Here is a 22,524-nt window from a genome sequence, read left to right as displayed (position 1 = left end):
CCCCCGCACTGACACCCACCCACTCCCCTCAAGAGGAGCCCCGATGAAAGCACTTGTGCTGGCCGGCGGAACGGGCACCCGGTTGCGCCCCTTCAGCCACTCGATGCCCAAGCAGCTCATCCCCATCGCCAACAAGCCGGTCCTGGAGCACGTCCTGTCCGGCATCAAGGACCTCGGTGTCACCGAGATCGGCCTGATCGTCGGCGACCGCGAGCCCGACATCGTCGCCGCCCTCGGCGACGGCGCCGCCCTCGGCCTGTCCCTGACCTACCTGCGGCAGGACGCGCCCCGCGGCCTCGCCCACGCGGTGCAGGTCGCCCGCGGCTTCCTCGGCGACGACGACTTCGTGATGTACCTGGGCGACAACATGCTGCCCGACGGCGTCGTCGAGGCCGCCGACCGGTTCCGCGCGGACCGGCCCGCCGCGCAGGTCGTCGTGCAGAAGGTCGCCGACCCGCGTGCCTTCGGCGTCGCCGAACTCGACACCGACGGGCGGGTGACCCGGCTCGTCGAGAAGCCGCAGGAACCGCGCAGCGACCTCGCCATGATCGGCGTCTACTTCTTCACCTCCGCCATCCACGAGGCCGTGGACTCCATCCAGCCCAGCGCCCGCGGCGAACTGGAGATCACCGACGCCGTGCAGTGGCTGGTCGCCCGCGGCGCGGAGGTGCGCGCCACCGAGTACACCGGCTACTGGAAGGACACCGGCCGCGTCGAGGACGTCCTGGACTGCAACCGGCAGCTCCTGGACCAGCTCGTGCGCAGCGTCGACGGCGAGGTCGACGAGGAGAGCGTCCTGATCGGCCCGGTGTCGGTCGCGCCCGGCGCCCGCGTGGTGCGCTCCTTCATCGAGGGGCCCGCGGTCATCGGGCCGGGCAGCGTCATCGAGGACAGCAACGTCGGCCCGCACACCTCCATCGGCAACGACGTCACCCTCAGCTCCACCCACATCTCCTACTCCATCGCCCTCGACGGCGCCTCGGTCAGCGGGGTGCACGCCGTGCACGGCTCGGTCATCGGCCGCTCGGCCGCCGTCAGCAGCGGCGACCTTGTCACGCGCCGGCACCGCCTGGTCGTCGGCGACCACACCCGGATAGAGGTTGCGGCATGAAGATCCTCGTCACCGGCGGCGCCGGTTTCATCGGCTCGCACTACGTGCGCACACTCCTGAACGGCGGCTACGACGACGGCACGCCCGACGCGTACGCCGGCGCCGACATCACGGTCCTCGACAAACTGACCTACGCGGGCAACCGCGAGAACCTGCCCGCCGCGCACCCCCGCCTCACCTTCGTCCGCGGCGACATCTGCGACGGGCGGCTCCTCGACGAGCTGCTGCCCGGCCACGACGCCGTCGTGCACTTCGCGGCCGAGTCCCATGTCGACCGGTCCGTCGCCTCCGGCGCCGAGTTCGTCCGGACCAACGTGCTGGGCACCCAGACCCTGCTGGAGGCCTCCCTGCGGGCCGGCGTCCAGCGGTTCGTGCACGTCTCCACGGACGAGGTGTACGGCTCCATCGACGAGGGCTCCTGGACCGAGACCTGGCCGCTGGCCCCCAACTCGCCCTACGCCGCCTCGAAGGCGTCCTCCGACCTGGTGGCCCGCGCCTACTGGCGGACCCACGGCCTGAACGTCTCCATCACCCGCTGCTCCAACAACTACGGCCCCTACCAGCACCCCGAGAAGCTCATCCCGCTGTTCGTCACCAACCTCCTCGAGGGCAGGAGCGTCCCGCTGTACGGGGAGGGCGCCAACATCCGGGAGTGGCTGCACGTGGACGACCACTGCCGCGCCATCCACCTCGTCCTGAACCGGGGCCGGGCCGGCGAGATCTACAACGTCGGCGGCGGCAACGAGCGCACCAACCGGCAGATCACCGAGCAGCTGCTCGAACTGACGGGCAGCGACTGGTCCAGCGTCCGCCGTGTCGCCGACCGCAAGGGCCACGACCTGCGCTACTCCCTCGACGAGTCGAAGATCCGCGACGAGTTGGGCTACGCCCCCCGCATCCCCTTCGAGCAGGGCATCGCCGAGACCGTCGCCTGGTACCGGGACAACCCGGGCTGGTGGAAGGCCGTCAAGTCGGCTTCGGAACAGGACACCTACGGCGCCGAGCGGGAACAGGAGCAGGTGGCATGAGCGAACGGGACACCGAGACCCCCCTGGACGTCCTCGTCGTCGGAGCCGGCCCGGTAGGCCTCACCGCCGCCCACGAACTGGCCCGCCACGGCCTCACCGTCCGGCTGGTCGACGCCGCGCACGGTCCGGCCGTCACCTCCCGGGCGCTCGCCACGCACGCCCGCACCCTGGAGACGTACGACCAGATGGGCGTGATCGACGAACTGCTGCCACGAGGCCGTCGCGTCGAGCACTTCACGCTGCACCAGCACGGCCGCCGGCTGATCCGCTTCGACACCGACTACAGCCGGCTGCCCACCCGCTTCCCGTACACCCTCATGGTCGACCAGGCCGTCACCGAGGACGTCCTGCGCAGGGCGGCCGCGCGCCGCGGGGTGCCGGTCGAGTGGAACACCCGGCTGACGGAGTTCGAGGACACCGGCGACGGCGTGACGGCCACGCTCCGGCACGCGGACGGCGGGACGGAGACCGTCCGGGCCGGCTGGCTGCTCGGCACCGACGGCGGCCACTCCACCGTGCGCAAGCGGCTCGGTCTGCAACTGGTCGGCGACTCCAGCGAGACCTGGCTGATCGCCGACGCCGTCGTCCACACCGATCTGCCGGCCGACAGCATCCACTGGATGCGCACCCGGGAGGGAACGGTGATGATGGTGCCGTTCCCCGACGAGGGCAAGTGGCGCCTGCTCGACACCCGGGACGCCTCCTACGACGGCGATGACGAGGCCGTCGCCCGCCGGTTCGCGCGGAAGATCGCCGCCGGCACCGGCGGCGAGGTCACCGTCGAACCGCCCACCTGGGTCTCGGTGTTCACGATCCAGCAGCGCATGATCCCGACCATGCGCTCCGGACGCTGCTTCGTCGCCGGCGACGCCGCCCACGTGCACAGCCCCGCCTCCGGGCAGGGCATGAACACCGGTGTGCAGGACGCCTACAACCTCGCCTGGAAGCTCGCCCTGGTGCACCGCGGCGGGGCCGACCCGAAGCTGCTGGACTCCTACAGCGCCGAGCGGGTCCCGGTCGGCGCGGGCCTGCTCGCCTCCACCCGGTTCGCCACGATCCTCGTCCAGCTCAGGAACCGCTACGCGGCGGCCGCGCTGCGCGCCCTGTTCACCGTCGTGCGCACGGTCCGCCCCCTCAAGTCGAGGATCGAACGCAAGATCATGGGCGGCATGTCGGCCCTCGACCTGCGCTACGACGACGGCCCGCTCACCACCCCGGACCCGGCCGGGACCACCGCGCTCCCGGCGGGGTCACGCGCCTCCCGGGTCACGGCCGGGCGGCACGACGGCTCGGCGGCCTGGCGCGCCTTCCTCGCGGAGCTGCGCACCCCCGAACCCACCCTGCTGTGCGCCGCCCGCCCCGGCGACGAACCGGCCCTGCGTGCTCTCCAAGCCACCTACGGCCCCGTCCTGAACGTCCGCACGACAGCGGAACTGTTCGACCACAAGGGTGAGTTGACGGCTGACCTGGGCCTCGCGGACGGCGCCTGGCTGCTGCTGCGCCCGGACGGCTACGTGGCCGCTGCCGGCGACGACGTCACGGGCACCGCCCCGCGTGGGGCCCTGCACCGCCTGGGGCTGAGGACGGCGGGCGACGCCACGGACTCCGGCCCGGGCGGGCGGGCCGAGACGGCACCCGGCGCCGACGCCGCCGTGCACGCCGTGGACGCCGCGGAACCGGTCGCCGGACCCGCCGCGGACCCCGTCGCCGCGCTCGCCATGCTCGCCGCCGGGGCGGCCGCCTGCGCCGACGTGGCCACGGCGGCGGCCGTCACGATGGCCGTGCGGGCACTGCACCCGCCGGCCGGCAGGTCCGTGACGATCCCCGCCCCGCGGGCCGCCCGGGCCACCACCTGAGCCCGCCCCCGCCCTCCGCCGCCCCGTGACCACCGTCTCCTCGCAGATCAGGACCGCGCCATGCACATCGTGGGAAACGGGTTCCTCGCCCGCAACCTCGCCCCCCTGGCCGCACGGCATTCCGACACCGTCGTCCTGGCGGCCGGGGTGTCCTGGGCCGCCGGAACCTCGGACGCCGACTTCCGGCGCGAGCTCGACCTCGTCCTCACCTGGGCCCGCAGATGCGCGGCGGACGGACGCCGCCTGGTGTTCTTCTCCACCGCGTCCACCGGCATGTACGGGCGGGTGACGGGCCCCGGCCGCGAGGACGTCCCCGTCGAGCCCTGCACACCGTACGGCCGGCACAAACTCCACCTGGAGGAGCGGCTCGCCGCTTCCGGGGCGGACTGTCTCGTGCTGCGTCTCGGCCACCTGGTCGGCCCCGGCCAGCCCGCCCACCAACTGCTTCCGATGCTGGCCCGGCAGGTCGCCGAGGGCCGGGTGCGGATCCACCGGGGCGCCGGCCGCGACCTGATCGCGGTGGCCGACGCGGTGACCGTCGTCGACCGGCTCCTCGCGAGCGGCCTGCGGCGCGAGACGGTCAACGTGGCCTCCGGCAACGCGGTGCCCGTCGAGCGGATCGTGGACTGGCTGGAGCAGCGCCTGGGCGTGCGGGCTCACCGCGAACTGCACGACGCGGGCGGGCAGCACACCATCTCCACCGACAAGCTGCGCCGCCTGGTACCGGAGGTCGCCGGCCTCGGTTTCGGCACCGACGGCTACCACCTGCGTGCCCTGGAGTCGTTCCCGCTTCAGGTGCCCCCGGCGGACGGCCGCCCGGACTCAAGCGCGACTCAAGTACCGGTGGGGACCCTTGGCCCTACGACATGAAGGAGAGCCCTGACATGACCCCCCACCCCGGCCCGCAAGCGAGTCCTCCGTTGAATTCTTCCGCCACCCCGCAGCCGAGCGCCCCCCAGCCGAGCGCCCCGGGCTCCGCACTGCGCCCCCTGCTCATCGACGTGGCCGTCCCGCTCATCCTCTACTACGTCCTGAACAAGGGCGCCCACCTGAGCACCGTGAACTCCCTCGTGCTCAGTGGCGCCGTGCCCGCCGTGCGCACGGTGTACGGCCTCCTCCGCGACCGCCGGGTCAACGGCCTGGCCCTGCTCATGCTGGTGGTCACCCTCGTCGGCGCCGCGATCAGCCTGATCAGCGGTGACGCGCGGCTGATGCTGGCCAAGGAGTCCCTGGGCACCGGCCTGATCGGCGTGTCCATCCTGGCGTCGGCGTTCACCTCGCAGCCGCTGATGGCGAGCGCGATGCGCCCGTTCATGACGAAGGGCAAGCCGGAGCGCGAGGCCGCCTGGGAGCACCTGCGCGAGACCGAGCCGCGGTTCCGCGCCGGCATCACCCGCACCACCCAGCTGTGGGGCGCGGGCCTCCTCGCCGACTGCGTGCTGCGGGTCGTCGGCGCCTACACCCTCCCGGTGCACACCATGGTGTGGGGCTCGACGGTCATCCTGGTCGGCGCGATCGCCGTGCTGATGCTCGGCACGGGCAAGACCTCCGACGAGGCCGAGAAGCTCCTGGAGGCCGAGGTCGCCCGGCGGCAGGACACGGCATGACGCGTCCCGCGCGGGGCGCGGGTCCGGTGGTGGTGCTCGGCGGCACGGGGTTCGCCGGGCGCCACTGTCGTACCGCCCTGGAGGCGAGCGGCGTCCCCACCGTGGACGTCTCCCGCTCCACTCCCGGCCGACACCGCCTGGACCTCGCCGACGTCACCCCCGCCACGCTCGCCGAGCTGCTGCACGAAACCGGCGCCGCCGCAGTCGTCAACGCGGCCGGCGCCGTCTGGCGCAGCACCGACGACGCGATGCACGCCCTGAACGCCCGCCTGCCCGCGGTGCTTGCCGACGCCCTCACCCGGCTGCCCACCGGACGACGGCCCGCCGTCGTCCAGTTGGGCACGGTGTACGAATACGGTCCCGCGCCCGACGGCACACCCGAGCAGACCGAGGACACGCCCTGCCACCCCTCCGGCACCTACGGCGTCACCAAGCTGCTCGGCACCCGCGCCCTGCTCGACGCGGCGGACGCCGCCGGAGCCACGGGCGGCCCCGGGGCCGTCGTCCTGCGCGTGTCCAACATGCTCGGACCCGGCGCCCCCACCGCCAGCCTCCCCGGTCTCGTCGCCGGCCGTCTCGCCGCCGCGGCCCGTGAGCCGGGCGAGGGCGCCCCGCTGCGCCTGACCGCCCTCACCGCCCACCGCGACTACGTCGACGTACGCGACGTGGCCGACGCGGTCCTCGCCGCCCTCGACCACGCCCGGCGCCACCCCGGCGGCCGGGTGTTCAACATCGGCAGCGGCACCACCGTCCCCGTCCGCCGGCTCGTACGGCGCCTGGTCGAACGCTCCGGTGTGCCCGTGGAACTGATCGAGGAGGGCGCGGCCGCGCCGGCCCGCGGCGACGCCGGCCGCCAGCAGGTGTCCGTGCGGGCCGCCGCCCGCGACCTGCGCTGGCGCGCCCGGCGCAGCCTCGACGAGGGCATCGACGACCTGTTGCGCCAGGCGTCCGGTGGCGCGCTCCCGCGGCCCCCGATCGCGGATCGAGGAGCGTTCGAGCAGGGCCGAGCAGGATCCGACGTGACGACGGGCGCGGAATCCGTGCCGAACCGATCACGGAGGTGACGGAGAGATGAGCGACCAGCGACGGCTCGTGCTCGACGCGGTGCGCAAGTACCACCAGGACCAGCAGGAGGCGCGTCCGTTCGTGCCCGGCACCACCGAGATCTGGCCCTCGGGCGCGGTCCTCGACGAGGACGACCGGGTGGCGCTGGTGTCCGCCGCGCTCGACCTGCGGATCGCGGCCGGCACCAGCTCCCGCAAGTTCGAGTCGCAGTTCGCCCGCCGCCTCAAGCGGCGCAAGGCGCACCTGACGAACTCGGGCTCGTCGGCCAACCTGCTGGCCCTGACCGCCCTGACCTCGCCGCACCTGGAGGAGCGGCGGCTGCGCCCCGGCGACGAGGTCATCACCGTGGCGGCCGGATTCCCGACCACGGTCAACCCGATCCTGCAGAACGGCCTCGTGCCCGTCTTCGTCGACGTCGACCTGAAGACGTACAACACGACCGCCGACCGGGTCGCCGCCGCCATCGGCCCGAAGACGAAGGCGATCATCATCGCCCACGCGCTCGGCAACCCCTTCCCGGTCGCCGAGATCGCCCGACTCGCCGAGGAGCACGACCTGTTCCTCATCGAGGACAACTGCGACGCCGTCGGCTCCCTCTACAACGGGCAGCTCACCGGCACCTTCGGCGACCTGGCCACCGTGAGCTTCTACCCGGCGCACCACCTGACCATGGGCGAGGGCGGCTGCGTGCTCACCTCGAACCTGGCGCTCGCCCGGATCGTGGAGTCGCTGCGGGACTGGGGCCGGGACTGCTGGTGCGAGCCGGGCGAGTCCAACAAGTGCCTCAAGCGGTTCCGGTACCAGATGGGCACGCTGCCGGCCGGCTACGACCACAAGTACATCTTCTCGCACGTCGGGTACAACCTGAAGGCCACCGACCTGCAGGCCGCGCTCGGACTGACCCAGCTCGCCAAACTGGACTGGTTCATCGAGGCCCGCAAGAGCAATTGGCAGCGGCTGCGCGACGGCCTGGTGGACGTGCCGCACCTGATCCTGCCCGAGGCCACCCCGGGCAGCGACCCGAGCTGGTTCGGCTTCGTGCTCACCGTCGAACCCGACGCCCCCTTCAGCCGCGCCGAGCTGGTCGCCTTCCTGGAGGACCGCAAGATCGGCACCCGCCGCCTGTTCGCCGGGAACCTCACCCGCCAGCCGGCCTACGTCGACCAGCCGCACCGTGTGGTCGGCTCCCTCACCAACAGCGACATCATCACGGAGCACACGTTCTGGGTCGGCATCTACCCCGGGCTCACCGAGGAGATGGTCGACTACATCGCCGCCTCCGTGCGCGAGTTCGTCGCCTCCCGTGGCTGACCGGCCCCCCGTCCCCGCCCCCGCCCCCGCCCCTGCCCCGTCCCGTCCCGTTCCGGAAGGACCCCCTGTCACATGGACCTCGGACTGAGCGGCCGCACCGTCCTGGTCACCGGCGCCACCGGAGGCATCGGCCGTGCCACGGCCCGTGCCTTCGCCCGGGAGGGCGCCCGTGTCGCCGTCGCCCACCACACCGACCGGGAGGGCGCGGAGAAACTCGCCGCCGAACTGGGCGCCCACGCCGACCGGGCGTTCGCGCTGCCCTACGACCTGGCCGACCCCGATGCGCCGCGCGCCGCGACCACCGCCGTCGAGCAGCGCTGGGGCACACTCGACGTCCTCGTCGTCAACGCGGTCCGCTACGGCGCCCGCCGCGCCCCCGGCACCCGCTTCGAGGACGTCCCCGAGGACGAGTGGCGGCCGGTCGTCGAGGGCAACCTGACACCCGCGCTGCGGACCGTGCAGCACGCGGTGGCCGGCATGCGGCGGCGCGGCTTCGGCCGTATCGTCCTGATGTCCTCGCACAACGCCCTAGGCGGCAACCGCGGCCAGGAGTTCTACGGCGCCGCCAAGGCCGCCCTGCACGGCCTCGCCCGCAGCCTGATGTGGGACCTGGCGGACAGCGGTGTCCTGGTGAACGTCGTCTGCCCCGGGCTGACCGCCACCGACCGCGTGCTGGCCGCTCTCCCCGAGGCGGTCCGCGAGCGCGAGCGCACCGCGACCCCCACCGGCCGCCTGACCACCCCCGAGGAAGTGGCGGACACCGTCGTGTTCCTGGGTTCACCGGCCAACGGCAACATCACCGGCGAGGCCCTCACCGTGGGAGGCGGCCGATGACCGCGACCACCGTCTCCCGTGCCGACCGGGACCTCCCGGCCCGCTTCGCCCGCTCGGCCGCCACCGCCGAAGGCGCCCACCTGGCCACCGCCGACGTGCCGCACTGGATCCGGCAGCGCGAACGCGAGGGGAGGTTCAGCGTCGAACGCGTACCCCTCGACGCGCTCGACGGCTGGTCGTTCGCCCCGGACAGCGGCGAACTGGTGCACCGCAGCGGACGTTTCTTCTCCGTCACCGGCGTGCACGCCACCGCCGCCTGTGGCCCCTACCGCAGTTGGCACCAGCCGCTCATCGACCAGCCCGAGGTCGGCGTACTCGGCATCCTCGTCAAGGAGTTCGACGGCGTCCTGCACTTCCTGATGCAGGCCAAGATGGAACCCGGCAACCCCGCCTCCCACCTCGTCCAGCTCTCGCCGACCGTGCAGGCCACCCGCTCCAACTACACCCAGGCCCACCAGGGCCGGAGCGTCCGCTACATCGAGTACTTCCTGGACCCCGCGCGCGGCCGCGTCCTCACCGACGTCCTGCAATCCGAACACGGCTCCTGGTTCTGGCGCAAGACCAACCGCAACATGATCGTCGAGGCCGTCGGCGACGTCGAACTCCACGACGACTTCTGCTGGCTCACCCTCGGCCAGCTGGCCCGGCTGCTGCACCTCGACAACGTCCTGAACATGGACGCCCGCACCGTCCTCGCCACCGCCCCCAGCCCGTACGCACACGACCGCGCCCTGCACTCCGACACCGAACTGGTCTCCTGGTTCACCGAGCGGCGCGCCCGCCGTGACCTGACCACCCGCCGAGTCCCCCTCGACACGCTGCCCGGCTGGCGGCGCACCGCCGACCGGGTCGGACGCGACGACGGGCGGTTCTTCGACGTCGTCGGCGTACGGGTGCGCGCGGCCAGCCGCGAGGTGGCCCAGTGGACCCAGCCCCTGATCGCGCCCGCCGGGCGCGGTGTCTGCGCCTTCCTCACCCGCACCGTCGACGGCGTACCGCACGTCCTGGTCAGCGCCCGCGCCGAGGCCGGCCTGTGCGACACCGTCGAACTGGGACCGACCGTGCAGTGCACCCCCGGCAACCACGACGAGCCGCCGCCGTTCCTCACCGAGGTGCTGACCGCGCCGCCCGAGAGGGTCCGGTACGCCGCCGTGCACGCCGAGGAGGGCGGCCGCTTCCTCGCGGCCGAGGCCCGCTACCTCCTGGTGGAGACCGACGACCCGCTGACCCCCGAGCCGGACGGCTTCCTGTGGGCCGGCCCCGCCCAGCTCAGTGACCTCGTCCGGCACGGGCACTATCTCAACGTGCAGGCCCGCACCCTGTTGGCCTGCCTCAACGCCCTGGCCGCCGTGCCCCGGGAGAACGCCCTGGCCACCGTGCCGCGAGAAGGAGGGCACGACCGTGCCGCATGACACCGACGACCACCCGGTGCGCTTCGGGGTGCTCGGCACCGCCGACATCGCCCGCCGCCGCATGCTCCCGGCGTTCGCCGCGGGTGCCGGCTCCGCCCTCACCGCGGTCGCCAGCCGTGACCACGCCCGCGCCCGCGAGTGCGCCGCGCCCTACCCGGGCTGCACCGCCGTCGACGGCTACGAGGCGCTGCTCGCCCGCGACGACGTCGACGCCGTCTACGTACCGCTGCCGCTGGCCCTGCACGCCCGGTGGGCCGAGGCGGCCCTGCGCGCCGGCAAGCACGTCCTCGCCGAGAAGCCGCTGGCCGCCGACCCGGCCACCGCGCGCCGGCTGATGGCGCTGGCGGCCGAGCGGGGCCTGGTGCTGATGGAGAACGTCATGTTCGTCCACCACCCCCAGCACGCCGCCGTCCGCAAACTGGTCGCCGACGGCGAGATCGGCACCCTGCGCTCCCTCAGCGCCTCCTTCGCCATCCCCGAACTGCCCCGCGACGACATCCGCTACCGCGCCGACCTCGGCGGCGGCGCCCTGCACGAGGTCGGCCTCTACCCGGTGCGGGCCGCCCTGCACCTGCTCGGCGGCGACCTGCGCGTCGCCGGCGCGGCCCTGCACCGCGACGCGGGACACGAGGTGGAGACCTCCGGCGCCGCCCTGCTCCAGGCACCCGACGGAGTGATCGCCGAAGTCACCTTCGGCATAGGGCACGCCTACCGCTCCGCCTACGAACTGTGGGGCAGCCGCGGCCGCATCCGCGTCGAGAACGCCTTCACCCCGCCCGCCGACCACCACCCGGTGCTGCTCGTCGAGCACGCCACCGGCACCGCACCCGTCGTCCTCGACGCGCACGACCAGGTCGCCGCGGCCATCGCCGACTTCGTCACGGCCGTGCGCACCCACGCGGGCCCCGTCGACGCCGACGCGGTCCTGGAACAGGCCGAACTCCTCGCCGCGATCAAGGAGTTCGCCCCCGTACCGGAAGGAAGCTGAACAGGTCCATGAGCATCGTCGACGACCGCCCCCGCACCGCACCCGCCTTCCTCGCGCCCCCGACCCCTCCCACGCCCCCCACCCCACCGAGCCCGCCGGCCCGCCCGGCACCCCCCAGCCCGCCCCGCGCCCCCGGCATCCACGAACTGACCGAGCAGCTCCAGGAGTTGCGGGAGAAGGTGCGCAGCGGTCCCAGTGACAAGAGCACCGCCGCCCAGCACGCCAAGGGCAAGCTCACCGCCCGCGAGCGCCTTGCCCTCCTCTTCGACGAGGGCACCTTCACCGAACTCGAAGCACTGCGCCGGCACCGGGCCACCGGATTCGGCCTGGAGGCGAAGAAGCCCCACACCGACGGTGTCGTGATCGGCTGGGGCAAGGTCGAGGGCCGTACCGTCTTCGCGTACGCGCACGACTTCCGCATCTTCGGCGGTGCCCTCGGAGAGGCCCACGCCGCCAAGATCCACAAGGTGATGGACCTCGCCGAGGCGGCCGGCGCCCCCGTGGTGGGCCTGTGCGACGGCGCCGGTGCCCGCATCCAGGAGGGCGTCACCGCGCTCGCCGGTTACGGCGGCATCTTCCAGCGCAACGTCCGCAACTCCGGTGTCATCCCGCAGATCTCCGTCATGCTGGGCCCCTGCGCGGGGGGCGCCGCCTACTCGCCGGCGCTCACCGACTTCGTGTTCATGGTGCGCGGCACCTCGCAGATGTTCATCACCGGCCCCGACGTCGTCCAGGCGGTCACCGGCGAGCAGATCAGCCACGAGGGCCTGGGCGGCGCCGACACCCACGCCGGCACCACGGGCGTGGCCGCCTTCGCGTACGACACCGAGGAGGACTGCCTCGCCGACGTACGCCACCTGCTGTCCCTGCTGCCGTCCAACAACCGGGAACTGCCGCCCCGGGCCCCGGCCGACGACCCGGCCGACCGGCGCGGCGAGGCCCTGCTCGATCTCGTCCCCGCCGACGGCAACCGCTCCTACGACATGCGCCGGGTCATCGAGGAGGTCGTCGACGACGGCGACTACTTCGAGGTCCACGAGCAGTGGGCGCCCAACCTGGTGTGCGCCCTGGCCCGGCTCGACGGCCACGTCGTCGGCATCGTCGCCAACCAGCCCGCCTCGATGGCCGGCGTCCTCGACATCCACGCCTCGGAGAAGGGCGCGCGGTTCGTCCAGTTCTGCGACTCCTTCAACATCCCGCTGGTCACCCTGGTCGACGTGCCCGGCTTCCTGCCCGGAGTCTCCCAGGAGCACGGCGGCGTCATCCGGCACGGCGCGAAACTCCTCTACGCCTACTGCAACGCCACCGTTCCCCGGGTGCAGGTCATCGTGCGCAAGGCCTACGGCGGCGCGTACATCGTCATGGACTCCCGCTCCATCGGCTGCGACGTGTCCTTCGCCTGGCCGACCAACGAGATCGCAGTGATGGGTGCGGAGGGCGCCGCGAACGTCGTCTTCCGCCGGGAGATCGCCGCGTCCGACGACCCCGAGCGCACCCGTGCCGAGCGCATCGCCGAGTACCGCCGCGAGCTGATGCACCCGTACTACGCCGCCGAGCGCGGCCTCGTCGACGACGTCATCGACCCGGCCGAGACCCGCCCCCGGCTCATCGCGGCCCTGGAGATGCTGCGCGCCAAGCACGCCCCGATCCCCAGCCGCAAGCACGGGAACCAGCCCGCATGATCAGGATCCTGAGAGGAAACCCGGACGCGGCGGAGCTGGCCGCCCTCACCGTGGTCCTGACCCGGCTGGCGGCGGCCGCCGGGACCGCACCGGAACCACAGCCCGGCATCACCCCGCGCTGGCCCACCACCGGCCGCGCCCCGTCCGGCGCGGGCACCTGGCCGACGACCGCGTCCCCCCGCTGGCGCGACGCGGCCTGACGGCGACGGCACCAGGGTCCACACGGAGGCCGCTGCCGCCGCCGGCTGCGAACCGAGCCGGATACCGCAGGCCGCTGGTCTTCTTGATGAGCGTCGCCGCCCCGCCCGGTGACATGCCGAGCTGCGTGCGCGGACTGTCGTCACCGGGTCAACAGGCCCGTCCGGAGGTCACGGGGGCCGAAGGGCCGGGCCCGGGGTCGTGGGGGCCGGCGTCCGTCCCGGCCGCCGGTTGCCCCGCGAGCAGCCGCTCGCCCTCGATGTCGAGGCCGGGCAGCAGTCGGTCGAGCCACTTCGGCAGCCACCAGCCGGCCCGGCCGACGAGGGCCAGGACCGCGGGGACGAGGGTCATGCGGACCAGGAAGGCGTCGATGAGGACGCCGACGGCGAGGGCGAAGGCGATCGGCTTGAGCATGGTGCTGCCGCCGGGGACGAAGCTCGCGAACACCGCGAACATGATGAGGGCCGCGGCGGTGACCACGCGCGAGGCGTGGCGGGAGCCGGCCAGCACGGCGTCGCGGGGTCCGGCGCCGTGAGCGTACGCCTCACGCATCCGGCTGACCATGAACACCTCGTAGTCCATGGCGAGTCCGAAGAGCACCGCCATCACGAGGATGGGCAGGATGCTGACCACCGGCCCGGTCTCGGCGACACCGAGCGCGCCCGCGAACCAGCCCCACTGGAAGACGGCCACGACCGCGCCGAAGGTGGCGGCCACCGACAGCAGGAAGCCGAGGCCCGCCTTCAACGGCACGACCACGGACCGGAAGACGAGGAGCAACAGCAGCAGCGACAGGCCGACGACGACCAGCGCGAAGGGGAGCAGCGCGCCGGCGAGCCGGTCGGACACGTCGATGTTCACGGCCGTCGTGCCCGTGACCGAGACCTCGGCCCCGCTCTGCTTCCGCCAGGCGGGTGCCTCGTCGCGGATGTGCTCGACCAGGTCCTTCGTCCGCTGGTCCGACGGGCCGGTCATCGGCACCACCTGGATGACGGCCGCGTCCCCGTCCCGGATGAGCTGGGGCTCGCCGACCGAGGCGACGCCGCCGGCGGCCTTCAGGTCCTCGACGAGCGTGGCCGTGGCCTGCTGCGGGCTGCCGGTGCGGGAGGTGTCGGCGAGGACCAGCAGCGGGCCGTCGAAGCCGGGTCCGAACGTGGCGGCGACGGTGTCGTACGCCTGCCGCTGGCTGCTGCCCGCCGGGGCGGAACCGTTGTCGGGCAGGGCGAGTCGGAGGTCCCGGGCGGGGACGGCGACCGCGAGCAGGCCGACCAGGACGGCGAGCAGGGTGAGCAGCGGACGGCGGATCGCGATCCGTCCCCAGCGCTCACCCATCGCCCTGTGCCCGGCACCGTGCCCGACGCCGCGCCCCTCGCCGTGCCCGGCACCCTGCCCAGCACTGTGTCCGGTGCCGCGCCCATCGCCGTGCCCAGCACTGTTCCCGGCACCGCGCCCCTCACCGTGCCCGGCACCGTGTCCAAGGCCGCGTCCATCACCGTGCCCGGCGCCGATCGCGGCCTGCTCCCGGCGGGCGGCGCGCGAGTCCCGCTTCGGGCGCAGTCGCTCCCCGGCGAAGCCCATCAGGGCCGGCAGCAGGGTGGTGGAGACGCCGACGGCGATCAGCACGGCGGCGGCGCCGCCGACGCCCATGACGGTGAGGAACGGGATGCGGACGACGGCCAGCCCGCACAGCGCGATGATCACGGTCAGGCCGGCGAAGACGACCGCGCTGCCCGCGGTGGCGGTGGCCCGGGCCGCCGACTCCTCGGTGCCCATGCCCGTGGCCAGTTGGGAGCGGTGGCGGGAGAGGATGAACAGCGCGTAGTCGATGCCGACCGCGAGACCCAGCATCGACGCCAGCGAGGGTGCGGTGCTGGAGATGGTCAGCACGCCGGTCAGCGCCGACAGGCCGAGCAGGGTGACGGCGACACCGGTGATCGCGGCCAGCAGGGGCATCCCGGCCGCGACCAGCGAGCCGAAGGTGATCGTGAGGACGACGAGGGCGACGGCCACGCCCAGCAGTTCCTTGGTGTGCCCGGTGCTCCTGCTGCCGCCGTACGCCGAACCGCCGATCTCGACCGTGAGCCCGGCGTCCTTAGCGGGCCGGGTGGTCCTCTCCAGTGCGGTGAGGCTGTCGTCGTGCAGGCCCGCGCGGGTGACCTGGTAGCGGACCTGGCCCAGCGCGGCCGTGCGGTCCGGCGATATGACCTTGCTGCGCACCGGGTCGGTGACGCCGACGACCTGCGGGGCCCTGCCGGCGTTCGCCATGGTGGCGCTGACCGCCCGGGCGTACTGCGGCTCGGTGATCCGGTGGCCCTCGGGCGCCACGAAGACGATCTGGGCGCTGGTGCCGGCCGCCGAGGGAAGCTCGGTCCTGAGGGTGTCCATCGCGGTCTGGGCCGGTGAACCGGGGACCGTGAACTCGTCGTCGGTCGTGCCGCCGAACGTGATCACACAGGCGACCGCCGCGGTCAGCACCAGCAGCCAGGCGGCCAGCACCGCCCGGCGATGCCGGAAGGCATTTCGGCCGAGCCGGTAGAGCAGGGAAGCCATGGAAACGTGCTCCTTGAGGGTGGTGTACGGGTCTGAGCGGCACGTTCGGGGAGCGGTCCGGGGCCTCGGGAGCGGTCCCGAGCCGTACCGGAAAGTGTCATGACTGACACGATACACAAACTGTCAGTGCTGACATTTTCCGGTGAGGCGCCGGCCCGGGACGACCGGTCGGCGTGACAGGATGAGCGCGTGGCGGAACAGGACGTGCGGGACGTGCGGGAGATGGGCAGGCGGGACCGGAAGAAGGCCGCCACACGCCGGAGCCTGCTGCGCACGGCCACCCGGATGTTCGCGGAGCGCGGCTACCAGGAGACGACGGTCAAGGACATCGCCGCCGCGGCCGGCGTGACCGAACGCACCTTCTTCCGCTACTTCCCGTCGAAGGAGGACCTGGTCTTCGCCGAGATCCTCGACTTCCTGCCGCCGCTCGTGCGGGAGATCGCCGGCCGCCCGGCGAGCGAGCCGCCCTACACCGCCGTCCACCACGGTCTGCTCGCCGCCGCCGCGGACCTCGACGGCGGCCTGGGCATCCTCTTCGTCGGCGCCCCGCCCCGCGCCCTGTCCACCGGCGCGCGGCGCAGCGGGGTGCTCGCCGGCTTCGAGGACGGCATCGCCGAAGCCCTCGCCGACCGCCTCGCACGTCAGTCGCCGGGCGAGCCGGCCCAGGCGCGCGCCCTGCGCGCCTCCGTGCTGGCCCGCGCCTCGGTGGCCGCCGTACGCGGCGCCCTGATCGCCTTCGGCACGCGCGACGACCCGCAGGCCGAGCCGCCCTCGGCCGAGGACTTCGCGCTCCTGCTGCACGAGGCGTTCGCGGTCCTGCGCAGCGGCGGGGCGTAAGGCCGGTCCGCCCGGGCCCTCTCTTTCGATTCCTGCCGGCGTCGCGGGCCCTGGCACGCCCATCCGCGGCGTTGCCACGAGGCCCGGCGCTCCCAGCCGAGGTGTCATCGCCCGCTCGCGGTGTCGGGTGCCTGTCGGGGCGGTGTCGGGTGCTGTCGGCCGCCTGTCGGTGGGGGACCGGAGTCTTGCCGAGGACGAGCCGGGGGCTTCCTCCGGCACGGCTACGACAGACGCAGGGCTACGACAGACAAGGACACCCCATGACCACGCACGTCACCATCGTCGGTGCCGGGCTCGGCGGCCTGACGCTCGCCCGGGTTCTGCACGTCCACGGCATTCCGGCCACGGTCTACGAGGCGGAGACCTCGCCGGCGGAGCGTTCGCAGGGCGGGATGCTCGACATCCACGACTACAACGGCCAACCGGCGCTCCGGGCAGCCGGGTTGATGGACGAGTTCCGCGGGATCGTCCTGGACGGCCGGCAGAGCCTGCGGATCCTCGACCGGGAGGGGAACGTGCACGTCGACCGCGGCGACGACGGTACGGGCGGCCGCCCCGAGGTGATGCGCGGGGAGCTGCGCCGGATCCTGCTCGACTCGCTGCCCGTCGGCACCGTCCGGTGGGGGTGCAAGGTGAGCGGGGTCCGCGCGCTCGGCGGGGGACGGCACGAGGTGGCGTTCGCCGACGGCACCACCGTCGCCACCGGCCTGCTGGTCGGCGCGGACGGCGCCTGGTCACGGGTCCGGCCGCTGCTCTCCACCGCCACACCCGAGTACATCGGCAAGTCGGTCGTGGAGACCTACCTGTTCGATGCCGACACCCGGCACCCCGCCGCCGCGAAGGCCGTCGGCGGCGGGTCGATGATCGCGGTCACCGAGGGCAGGGAGATGTTCGCGCACCGGGAGGCGGGCGACACCCTGCACGCCTACCTCGGGCTGTCCGAGCCGCGGGACTGGTTCGCCGCCCTCGACTTCACCGATCCCGCCGCGGTCACCGCCCGGCTCGCGCGGGAGTTCGACGGCTGGGCGCCGGAGCTCACGTCTCTGATCACCGACGCCGACACCGCGCCGGTCCTGCGCCCCCTCTTCGCGCTGCCGGCCGCGCACCGGTGGGACCGGGTGCCGGGGGTGACCCTGCTCGGCGACGCCGCCCATCTCTCGGCCCCGAACGGCGAGGGCGCCAACCTGGCCATGCTCGACGGCGCCGAACTGGGCGAGGCCCTCGCCGCGCACCCCGACGACATCGAGGCCGCGCTGGCCGCGTACGAGCAGGCGCTGTTCCCGCGCAGTGCCGCCGTCAACGAGGCCGAGGGCCGGCCCGCGCTGGAGGACCTGCCGGGCCTCTTCGCCGGGGAGCAGTAGACCGAGCGGGGTGGTGCCTCCTACTCCTCGAAGGGCGCGGCGAGCAGGAGGTCCTCCACGGTGGGCACCGGGAAGTCCGGCAGGTGGCGGCGGCCGACCTCGGCGAAGGGGTGCATGAGCACCGACATCGGCTTGGTGCGGCACAGCGAGAGAATGGTGTCGAGGGCGTCCTGCTTGAAACCGGCCCTGGGAAAAGCGGCCAGGATTTCGGCGGCGATGTCGGACGGGATCTGCTGGAGGCCGTTACCGGTGAAATCGAGGCCGGAGCCGACGGCCACGATGCCGATTTCCGGCCTTTTCCGGGTCGCGATTCCCGCGTTGGTGTGCAGGGCGATGGCATCCCAGACGACATCCACCCGCTCGGCCGGAACACGCCGTTCCCGCAGGAAGTTCCGGGCGGCGTCGGCGCCGTCGACCTCGAAGCGCTCACTCGGGGTCCGGTAGGCCTTCACCAGTCCGAGGTCGTGCAAGACCGCTGCGACGAAGGCGAGTTCACGGTCGTAGCGGATGCCGCGCCGGTCGAACAGCAGCGAGCCGTACAGGTAGGTGCGCATGACGTGGTGGAAGAGCGTCTCGGAGGAGGCCTTCCTCGCGAACGCCGTTGCGGCCCGGGCCAGTTCGCTGTCGGGGATGCGCACCCCGGCCACCGATGCCGGCATCGGTGGCGCTCCGGGAACCGCGGCGGCGGGCGGGCTCGACAGTGCGGTGGCGAGTGCGGCGGCCGCGCCGACGGCAGCGACACCGGCACCTCGCTCCAGTGCCGTGCGCCGGGTGATGTTCCTCGCTTTACTGACCCGTTCGGACACGAGGGTTCGCCTTTCTTCGGGGGTGAATTCCGAAAGCGTAGAAAGGGCGGTGCTTTTCCGGCAGTAGCGGTACTGCCGGAAATCCACGGATTCTCGCCAGGGCGGTGCGTGCCGTCCGGGCGGCGGCCAGAGCGCCTGCGCCCGTGCGTCCGTACGGCCGCCGGAGCGGACGACGTGGCGAGGCCGGCCCGGAAGCGCGGCGGTGGCTGCGGCCTTGGGCCGCTCTTGGGGAAAACGCAGGACTGGGAAGCCGCCGCACGGCAAGGAGCGTGGGGTGACACGTATTGCGATCGTGGTGCTGACCCTCGTCGCCGGCGCGCTGGCGCTCGTGGCGGCGGTCGGCATCTCCCCGTACTGGTGGTTCGCCGCCGTGCCGCTCGTCGGTGCGGGTCTGCTGGGCGCCTGGGACCTGGTGCAGCGCCGGCACTCGGTGCTGCGCAACTATCCCGTGCTGGGGCATGCCCGCTTCCTGCTGGAGCGCATCCGTCCGGAACTCCAGCAGTACTTCGTCGAGCGCAACTTCGACGGCCGGCCCTTCGACAGGGACGTACGCACCATCGTCTACGAGCGGGCCAAGGGCACCGACGCCGAGCAGCCGTACGGCACCGAACGGGACGTGTACCTGCCCGGCTACGAGTTCCTCGTGCCGTCGATGGCCCCCTGCCCGGTGCCCAGGACCCCGCCACGGGTGCGGGTGGGCGGCCCGGACTGCAGCAGGCCGTACGACATGGCGCTGCTGAACGTGTCGGCGATGAGCTTCGGCTCGCTGTCGGCCAACGCGGTCCTCGCGCTCAACGCGGGCGCGAAGGCCGGGGGCTTCGCCCACGACACCGGCGAGGGCGGCCTGTCGGAATACCACCTGCGGCCGGGCGGCGACCTGATCTGGGAGATCGGCACCGGATACTTCGGCTGCCGTACCCGGGACGGCGACTTCGACCCCGCCGAGTTCGCCGACAAGGCCGCGCACGAGCACGTCAAGTGTGTGTCGCTGAAGCTCTCGCAGGGCGCCAAGCCGGGGATCGGCGGGGTGCTGCCGGGCGCGAAGGTGAACGCCGAGATCGCGCGGGTACGCGATGTGCCGGAGGGGCGGACGGTGATCTCACCGCCGTACCACCGGGTCTTCGACACCCCGCGGGAACTGGTGCGGTTCATCGCGCGGATGCGGGAGCTGGCGGGCGGCAAGCCGACCGGCTTCAAGCTGTGCGTCGGCTCGCGCCGGCAGTTCCTCGCCGTGTGCAAGGCGATGCTGGAGGAGGGTACGGCGCCCGACTTCATCGTGGTGGACGGCGGCGAGGGCGGGACGGGCGCGGCACCCCTGGAGTTCGCCGACCACGTCGGCGCCCCGCTCACCGACGGCCTGCTCACCGTGCACAACGCCCTCGTCGGCACCGGCCTGCGCGACCGGGTCAGGATCGGCGCGAGCGGCAAGATCGCCACCGGTACCGACCTGGTCAAACGCATGGTCCAGGGCGCGGACTACGGCAACGCGGCGCGGGCGATGATGTTCGCCGTCGGCTGCATCCAGGCCCAGCGGTGCCATACGAACACCTGCCCCACCGGGGTCACCACCCAGGACCCCCGGCGGGCGCGCGCCCTGGACGTCCGTGACAAGGCGCCGCGCGTACAGCGCTTCCAGGAGGCGACCGTGGCCAGCGCACTGCAGATCATGGCGTCCATGGGCGTCACCGATCCCGCCGACCTGCGCCCGCACATGCTCCGCCAGCGCCTGGACCCCTTCACCGAGCGCTCCTACGAGGAGTTGTACGAGTGGCTGGAGCCGGGGCAGCTGCTCGCCGAGCCACCTGCCTCCTGGGCGGCCGACTGGGCGGCCGCCGACCCCGACCGCTTCGGCGTGTGAACCGCGCGAACCGCGCCCCCACGCGCCGCACCGCGCGGACCGTGCCACCGCGCGGACCCCGGTGAACCGCACGATCATGTGAAGCGCGCCACCGCGCGGGCGGCGCGCACCGGCCGACGTACCACCCATGTGACTTGGAGGACTGAAAGTGCCCCGTACCGTTGCCCGTGTCATCGTGGACGCGCTGGGCGAACTCGGCGTGCGCCAGGTGTTCGGTGTCGTCGGAGACGCGCTCAACCCCCTGACCGACGCCATCCGCACCACCGAGGGCCTGGAGTGGGTGGGCTGCCGGCACGAGGAGGCGGCCGCGTTCGCCGCCAGCGCCCAGTCGCAGCTCACCGGAAACCTCGGCGTGTGCATGGGCACGGTCGGACCCGGTTCCGTCCACCTCCTCAACGGGCTCTACGACGCCGCCAAGAGCCACGCCCCGGTCCTGGCCATCGCCGGCCAGGTACCGCTCGCCGAAGTGGGCAGCGACTACTTCCAGGAGGTCGACAACGACGCCCTCTTCAGCGACGTGGCCGTCTTCCGCGCGACCGTCACCTCGCCGGACCAGCTGCCGCAGATGCTGGAGACGGCGGTCCGCCACGCGCTGGGCCGCAAGGGTGTCGCCGTCCTCACCGTGCCGGGTGACCTCGGCGAGCGGGAACTGACCGCCGACCGCCCGGCCCGGTTCTCCCTGAACCCCCCGGTGAGCCGGCCGGAGGAGCCGGCGGTCCGGCGCGCGGCGGAACTCCTCGACCGCTCCGAGCGCGTCACCCTGCTCGTCGGGGAGGGCGCCCGCGCCGCCCGCGAGGACGTGCTCGCCCTCGCCGACCGGCTGGCCGCGCCGATGGTCCTCACCCTGAAGGCCAAGGCCGGCTTCGAGGGCGAGGCCAACCGCTTCCAGGTCGGCCAGACGGGCCTGATCGGCAACCCCGCCGCCGCCTCGGCCCTCCAGGACGCGGACACCCTCCTGCTGCTCGGCACCGACTTCCCGTACCGGGACTGGTATCCCGAGGGCCGCAAGGTGATCCAGGTCGACACCGAGGCCACCCACATCGGGCGCCGGGTACCGGTCGACGTCGGGCTGGTGGGGGACACCGGCGCCACCGTACGCGACCTCCTGGACCACCTCGCCGCCCCGCCCGCCGGGACGGACGGCGCGCGCGACCGCTCCCACCTGGAGAAGGCGCGCGAACGGTTCGACCAGTGGCGCACCGGTCAGGCCCGGCTCGCCGACCCCGCGCACGACAAGGGCGTCCTGGGCCGCATCCGCTCCGCGCTGGACAACCGCACGCACGACATCCGCCCCGAGTCGCTGGCAGCGGCCGTGGACCGGGTCGCCGCCGACGACGCCGTCTTCACCTCGGACACGGGCATGGCCACGGTGTGGCTCTCGCGGTTCGTCGAGATGCGCGGCGAGCGCCGGCTGATCGGCTCCTACAACCTCGGCTCGATGGCCAACGCCATGCCCCAGGCGCTGGGCGCGCAGGTCCTCGACCGGGAACGCCAGGTCGTGGCCTTCTGCGGCGACGGCGGCCTGAGCATGCTCCTGGGCGATCTGATGACCCTGAAGACGTACCGCCTGCCCGTCAAGCTCGTCGTCTTCGACAACCGCCGGCTCGGCATGGTGAAACTCGAGCAGGAGCAGGCCGGTCTGCCCGAGTTCGGCACGGTCCTCGACAATCCCGACTTCGCCGCCGTGGCCGAGGCCATGGGCATCACCGGCATCCGCGTGACCGATCCGGACGAGGTGGAGAGCGCCGTACGACGGGCCTTCCGCACCCCGGGCCCGGTCCTGCTCGACGTCCTCACCAACCCCGACGAGATCGCCGTACCGGCCAAGCCGACCGTCGAACAGGGCTGGGGTTTCGCGGTGGCCAAGGTGAAGGAGATCGTCCGCAGCCACGGGGAGCCGGACGGGAACTGAGAAACCGGGGGGTGTGGTGTGGGGTGGTCGGGGTAGACGCGGGTTGCCGGACCAGGTGCCGGTGTGAGCGGGATCGATCGACTGGGAGGGGCTCATGATGGCGACGGC

Annotated in this window: 18 protein-coding genes; 16 read left to right on the top strand and 2 right to left on the bottom strand. The window is 73.1% G+C overall.

What is annotated here, in order from left to right; all coding sequences use genetic code 11:
- Positions 1-43: 43 nt before the first annotated feature.
- From ACZ3ZD_RS24175 to ACZ3ZD_RS24120, 12 genes are all read left to right on the top strand, one after another.
- Positions 44-1,111, top strand: coding sequence for a glucose-1-phosphate thymidylyltransferase (locus ACZ3ZD_RS24175; protein WP_467400910.1), 1,068 nt, complete (start codon positions 44-46; stop codon positions 1,109-1,111).
- Positions 1,108-2,139 carry a dTDP-glucose 4,6-dehydratase gene (gene rfbB / locus ACZ3ZD_RS24170; RefSeq protein ID WP_467400909.1) on the top strand — a complete coding sequence of 344 codons (1,032 nt, stop codon included), beginning with the start codon at positions 1,108-1,110 and terminating at the stop codon, positions 2,137-2,139. The genes ACZ3ZD_RS24175 and rfbB overlap by 4 nt, the downstream gene beginning before the upstream one ends.
- A complete protein-coding gene (locus ACZ3ZD_RS24165; protein ID WP_467400906.1) occupies positions 2,136-3,995 on the top strand; it encodes an FAD-dependent oxidoreductase in 1,860 nt (619 codons plus the stop codon). The genes rfbB and ACZ3ZD_RS24165 overlap by 4 nt, the downstream gene beginning before the upstream one ends.
- A 60-nt stretch (positions 3,996-4,055) precedes the next feature.
- Positions 4,056-4,865, top strand: a complete 810-nt coding sequence (locus ACZ3ZD_RS24160) for an NAD-dependent epimerase/dehydratase family protein (RefSeq protein ID WP_467400903.1) — start codon at positions 4,056-4,058, stop codon at positions 4,863-4,865.
- A gap of 14 nt (positions 4,866-4,879) precedes the next feature.
- Positions 4,880-5,602 carry a VC0807 family protein gene (locus tag ACZ3ZD_RS24155; RefSeq protein WP_467400901.1) on the top strand — a complete coding sequence of 241 codons (723 nt, stop codon included), beginning with the start codon at positions 4,880-4,882 and terminating at the stop codon, positions 5,600-5,602.
- The gene (locus ACZ3ZD_RS24150; protein WP_467400899.1) at positions 5,599-6,666 is read left to right on the top strand and encodes an NAD-dependent epimerase/dehydratase family protein; all 1,068 of its coding nucleotides are present in this window, start codon (positions 5,599-5,601) and stop codon (positions 6,664-6,666) included. Before ACZ3ZD_RS24155 ends, ACZ3ZD_RS24150 begins: the two co-directional genes overlap by 4 nt.
- Positions 6,667-6,673: 7 nt before the next feature.
- The gene (gene rfbH / locus ACZ3ZD_RS24145; RefSeq protein WP_467400896.1) at positions 6,674-7,978 is read left to right on the top strand and encodes a lipopolysaccharide biosynthesis protein RfbH; all 1,305 of its coding nucleotides are present in this window, start codon (positions 6,674-6,676) and stop codon (positions 7,976-7,978) included.
- A 72-nt stretch (positions 7,979-8,050) separates the two neighbouring features.
- Positions 8,051-8,812 (top strand): SDR family NAD(P)-dependent oxidoreductase, encoded by a 762-nt coding sequence (locus tag ACZ3ZD_RS24140; RefSeq protein ID WP_467400894.1) that lies wholly within the window; start codon positions 8,051-8,053, stop codon positions 8,810-8,812.
- On the top strand, positions 8,809-10,224 hold the full coding sequence (locus ACZ3ZD_RS24135) for an NDP-hexose 2,3-dehydratase family protein (RefSeq protein ID WP_467400893.1): 1,416 nt from the start codon (positions 8,809-8,811) through the stop codon (positions 10,222-10,224). The genes ACZ3ZD_RS24140 and ACZ3ZD_RS24135 overlap by 4 nt, the downstream gene beginning before the upstream one ends.
- On the top strand, positions 10,214-11,212 hold the full coding sequence (locus ACZ3ZD_RS24130; protein ID WP_467400890.1) for a Gfo/Idh/MocA family protein: 999 nt from the start codon (positions 10,214-10,216) through the stop codon (positions 11,210-11,212). The genes ACZ3ZD_RS24135 and ACZ3ZD_RS24130 overlap by 11 nt, the downstream gene beginning before the upstream one ends.
- An 8-nt stretch (positions 11,213-11,220) precedes the next feature.
- On the top strand, positions 11,221-12,894 hold the full coding sequence (locus ACZ3ZD_RS24125) for an acyl-CoA carboxylase subunit beta (RefSeq protein WP_467400888.1): 1,674 nt from the start codon (positions 11,221-11,223) through the stop codon (positions 12,892-12,894).
- The gene (locus tag ACZ3ZD_RS24120; RefSeq protein ID WP_467400886.1) at positions 12,891-13,094 is read left to right on the top strand and encodes an acyl-CoA carboxylase subunit epsilon; all 204 of its coding nucleotides are present in this window, start codon (positions 12,891-12,893) and stop codon (positions 13,092-13,094) included. Before ACZ3ZD_RS24125 ends, ACZ3ZD_RS24120 begins: the two co-directional genes overlap by 4 nt.
- A gap of 148 nt (positions 13,095-13,242) precedes the next feature.
- Here the strand turns inward: ACZ3ZD_RS24120 and ACZ3ZD_RS24115 are convergent, their stop codons facing one another.
- The gene (locus ACZ3ZD_RS24115) at positions 13,243-15,642 is read right to left on the bottom strand and encodes an MMPL family transporter (RefSeq protein ID WP_467400884.1); all 2,400 of its coding nucleotides are present in this window, start codon (positions 15,640-15,642) and stop codon (positions 13,243-13,245) included.
- Between the two features lie 189 nt (positions 15,643-15,831).
- Here ACZ3ZD_RS24115 and ACZ3ZD_RS24110 point away from each other — a divergent pair, with 189 nt between their 5' ends.
- Positions 15,832-16,479, top strand: coding sequence for a TetR family transcriptional regulator (locus tag ACZ3ZD_RS24110; protein WP_467400881.1), 648 nt, complete (start codon positions 15,832-15,834; stop codon positions 16,477-16,479).
- A gap of 260 nt (positions 16,480-16,739) precedes the next feature.
- A complete protein-coding gene (locus ACZ3ZD_RS24105; RefSeq protein WP_467400879.1) occupies positions 16,740-17,840 on the top strand; it encodes an FAD-dependent oxidoreductase in 1,101 nt (366 codons plus the stop codon).
- Between the two features lie 20 nt (positions 17,841-17,860).
- Here the strand turns inward: ACZ3ZD_RS24105 and ACZ3ZD_RS24100 are convergent, their stop codons facing one another.
- Positions 17,861-18,733: an HD domain-containing protein gene (locus ACZ3ZD_RS24100; RefSeq protein ID WP_467400876.1), complete on the bottom strand. Its 873-nt coding sequence runs from the start codon at positions 18,731-18,733 to the stop codon at positions 17,861-17,863.
- 187 nt (positions 18,734-18,920) lie between these two features.
- Here ACZ3ZD_RS24100 and ACZ3ZD_RS24095 point away from each other — a divergent pair, with 187 nt between their 5' ends.
- Positions 18,921-20,504 carry an FMN-binding glutamate synthase family protein gene (locus ACZ3ZD_RS24095; protein WP_467400873.1) on the top strand — a complete coding sequence of 528 codons (1,584 nt, stop codon included), beginning with the start codon at positions 18,921-18,923 and terminating at the stop codon, positions 20,502-20,504.
- A gap of 148 nt (positions 20,505-20,652) precedes the next feature.
- Positions 20,653-22,416 carry a thiamine pyrophosphate-dependent enzyme gene (locus ACZ3ZD_RS24090; RefSeq protein WP_467400870.1) on the top strand — a complete coding sequence of 588 codons (1,764 nt, stop codon included), beginning with the start codon at positions 20,653-20,655 and terminating at the stop codon, positions 22,414-22,416.
- Positions 22,417-22,524 lie beyond the last annotated feature (108 nt).

Source organism: Streptomyces sp. NPDC023481 (assembly GCF_055560195.1).
The sequence above is the reverse complement of the archived record's forward strand: the minus strand, read 5'-3'. Positions and strand labels throughout refer to the sequence as shown.

What these genes read in the sequence shown, in the direction of transcription:
- ACZ3ZD_RS24175 (WP_467400910.1), top strand. Translation starts at nt 44, where the DNA reads ATGAAAGCACTTGTGCTGGCCGGCGGAACGGGCACCCGGTTGCGCCCC.
- rfbB (WP_467400909.1), top strand. Translation starts at nt 1,108, where the DNA reads ATGAAGATCCTCGTCACCGGCGGCGCCGGTTTCATCGGCTCGCACTAC.
- ACZ3ZD_RS24165 (WP_467400906.1), top strand. Translation starts at nt 2,136, where the DNA reads ATGAGCGAACGGGACACCGAGACCCCCCTGGACGTCCTCGTCGTCGGA.
- ACZ3ZD_RS24160 (WP_467400903.1), top strand. Translation starts at nt 4,056, where the DNA reads ATGCACATCGTGGGAAACGGGTTCCTCGCCCGCAACCTCGCCCCCCTG.
- ACZ3ZD_RS24155 (WP_467400901.1), top strand. Translation starts at nt 4,880, where the DNA reads ATGACCCCCCACCCCGGCCCGCAAGCGAGTCCTCCGTTGAATTCTTCC.
- ACZ3ZD_RS24150 (WP_467400899.1), top strand. Translation starts at nt 5,599, where the DNA reads ATGACGCGTCCCGCGCGGGGCGCGGGTCCGGTGGTGGTGCTCGGCGGC.
- rfbH (WP_467400896.1), top strand. Translation starts at nt 6,674, where the DNA reads ATGAGCGACCAGCGACGGCTCGTGCTCGACGCGGTGCGCAAGTACCAC.
- ACZ3ZD_RS24140 (WP_467400894.1), top strand. Translation starts at nt 8,051, where the DNA reads ATGGACCTCGGACTGAGCGGCCGCACCGTCCTGGTCACCGGCGCCACC.
- ACZ3ZD_RS24135 (WP_467400893.1), top strand. Translation starts at nt 8,809, where the DNA reads ATGACCGCGACCACCGTCTCCCGTGCCGACCGGGACCTCCCGGCCCGC.
- ACZ3ZD_RS24125 (WP_467400888.1), top strand. Translation starts at nt 11,221, where the DNA reads ATGAGCATCGTCGACGACCGCCCCCGCACCGCACCCGCCTTCCTCGCG.
- ACZ3ZD_RS24120 (WP_467400886.1), top strand. Translation starts at nt 12,891, where the DNA reads ATGATCAGGATCCTGAGAGGAAACCCGGACGCGGCGGAGCTGGCCGCC.
- ACZ3ZD_RS24115 (WP_467400884.1), bottom strand. Translation starts at nt 15,642, where the DNA reads ATGGCTTCCCTGCTCTACCGGCTCGGCCGAAATGCCTTCCGGCATCGC.
- ACZ3ZD_RS24105 (WP_467400879.1), top strand. Translation starts at nt 16,740, where the DNA reads ATGACCACGCACGTCACCATCGTCGGTGCCGGGCTCGGCGGCCTGACG.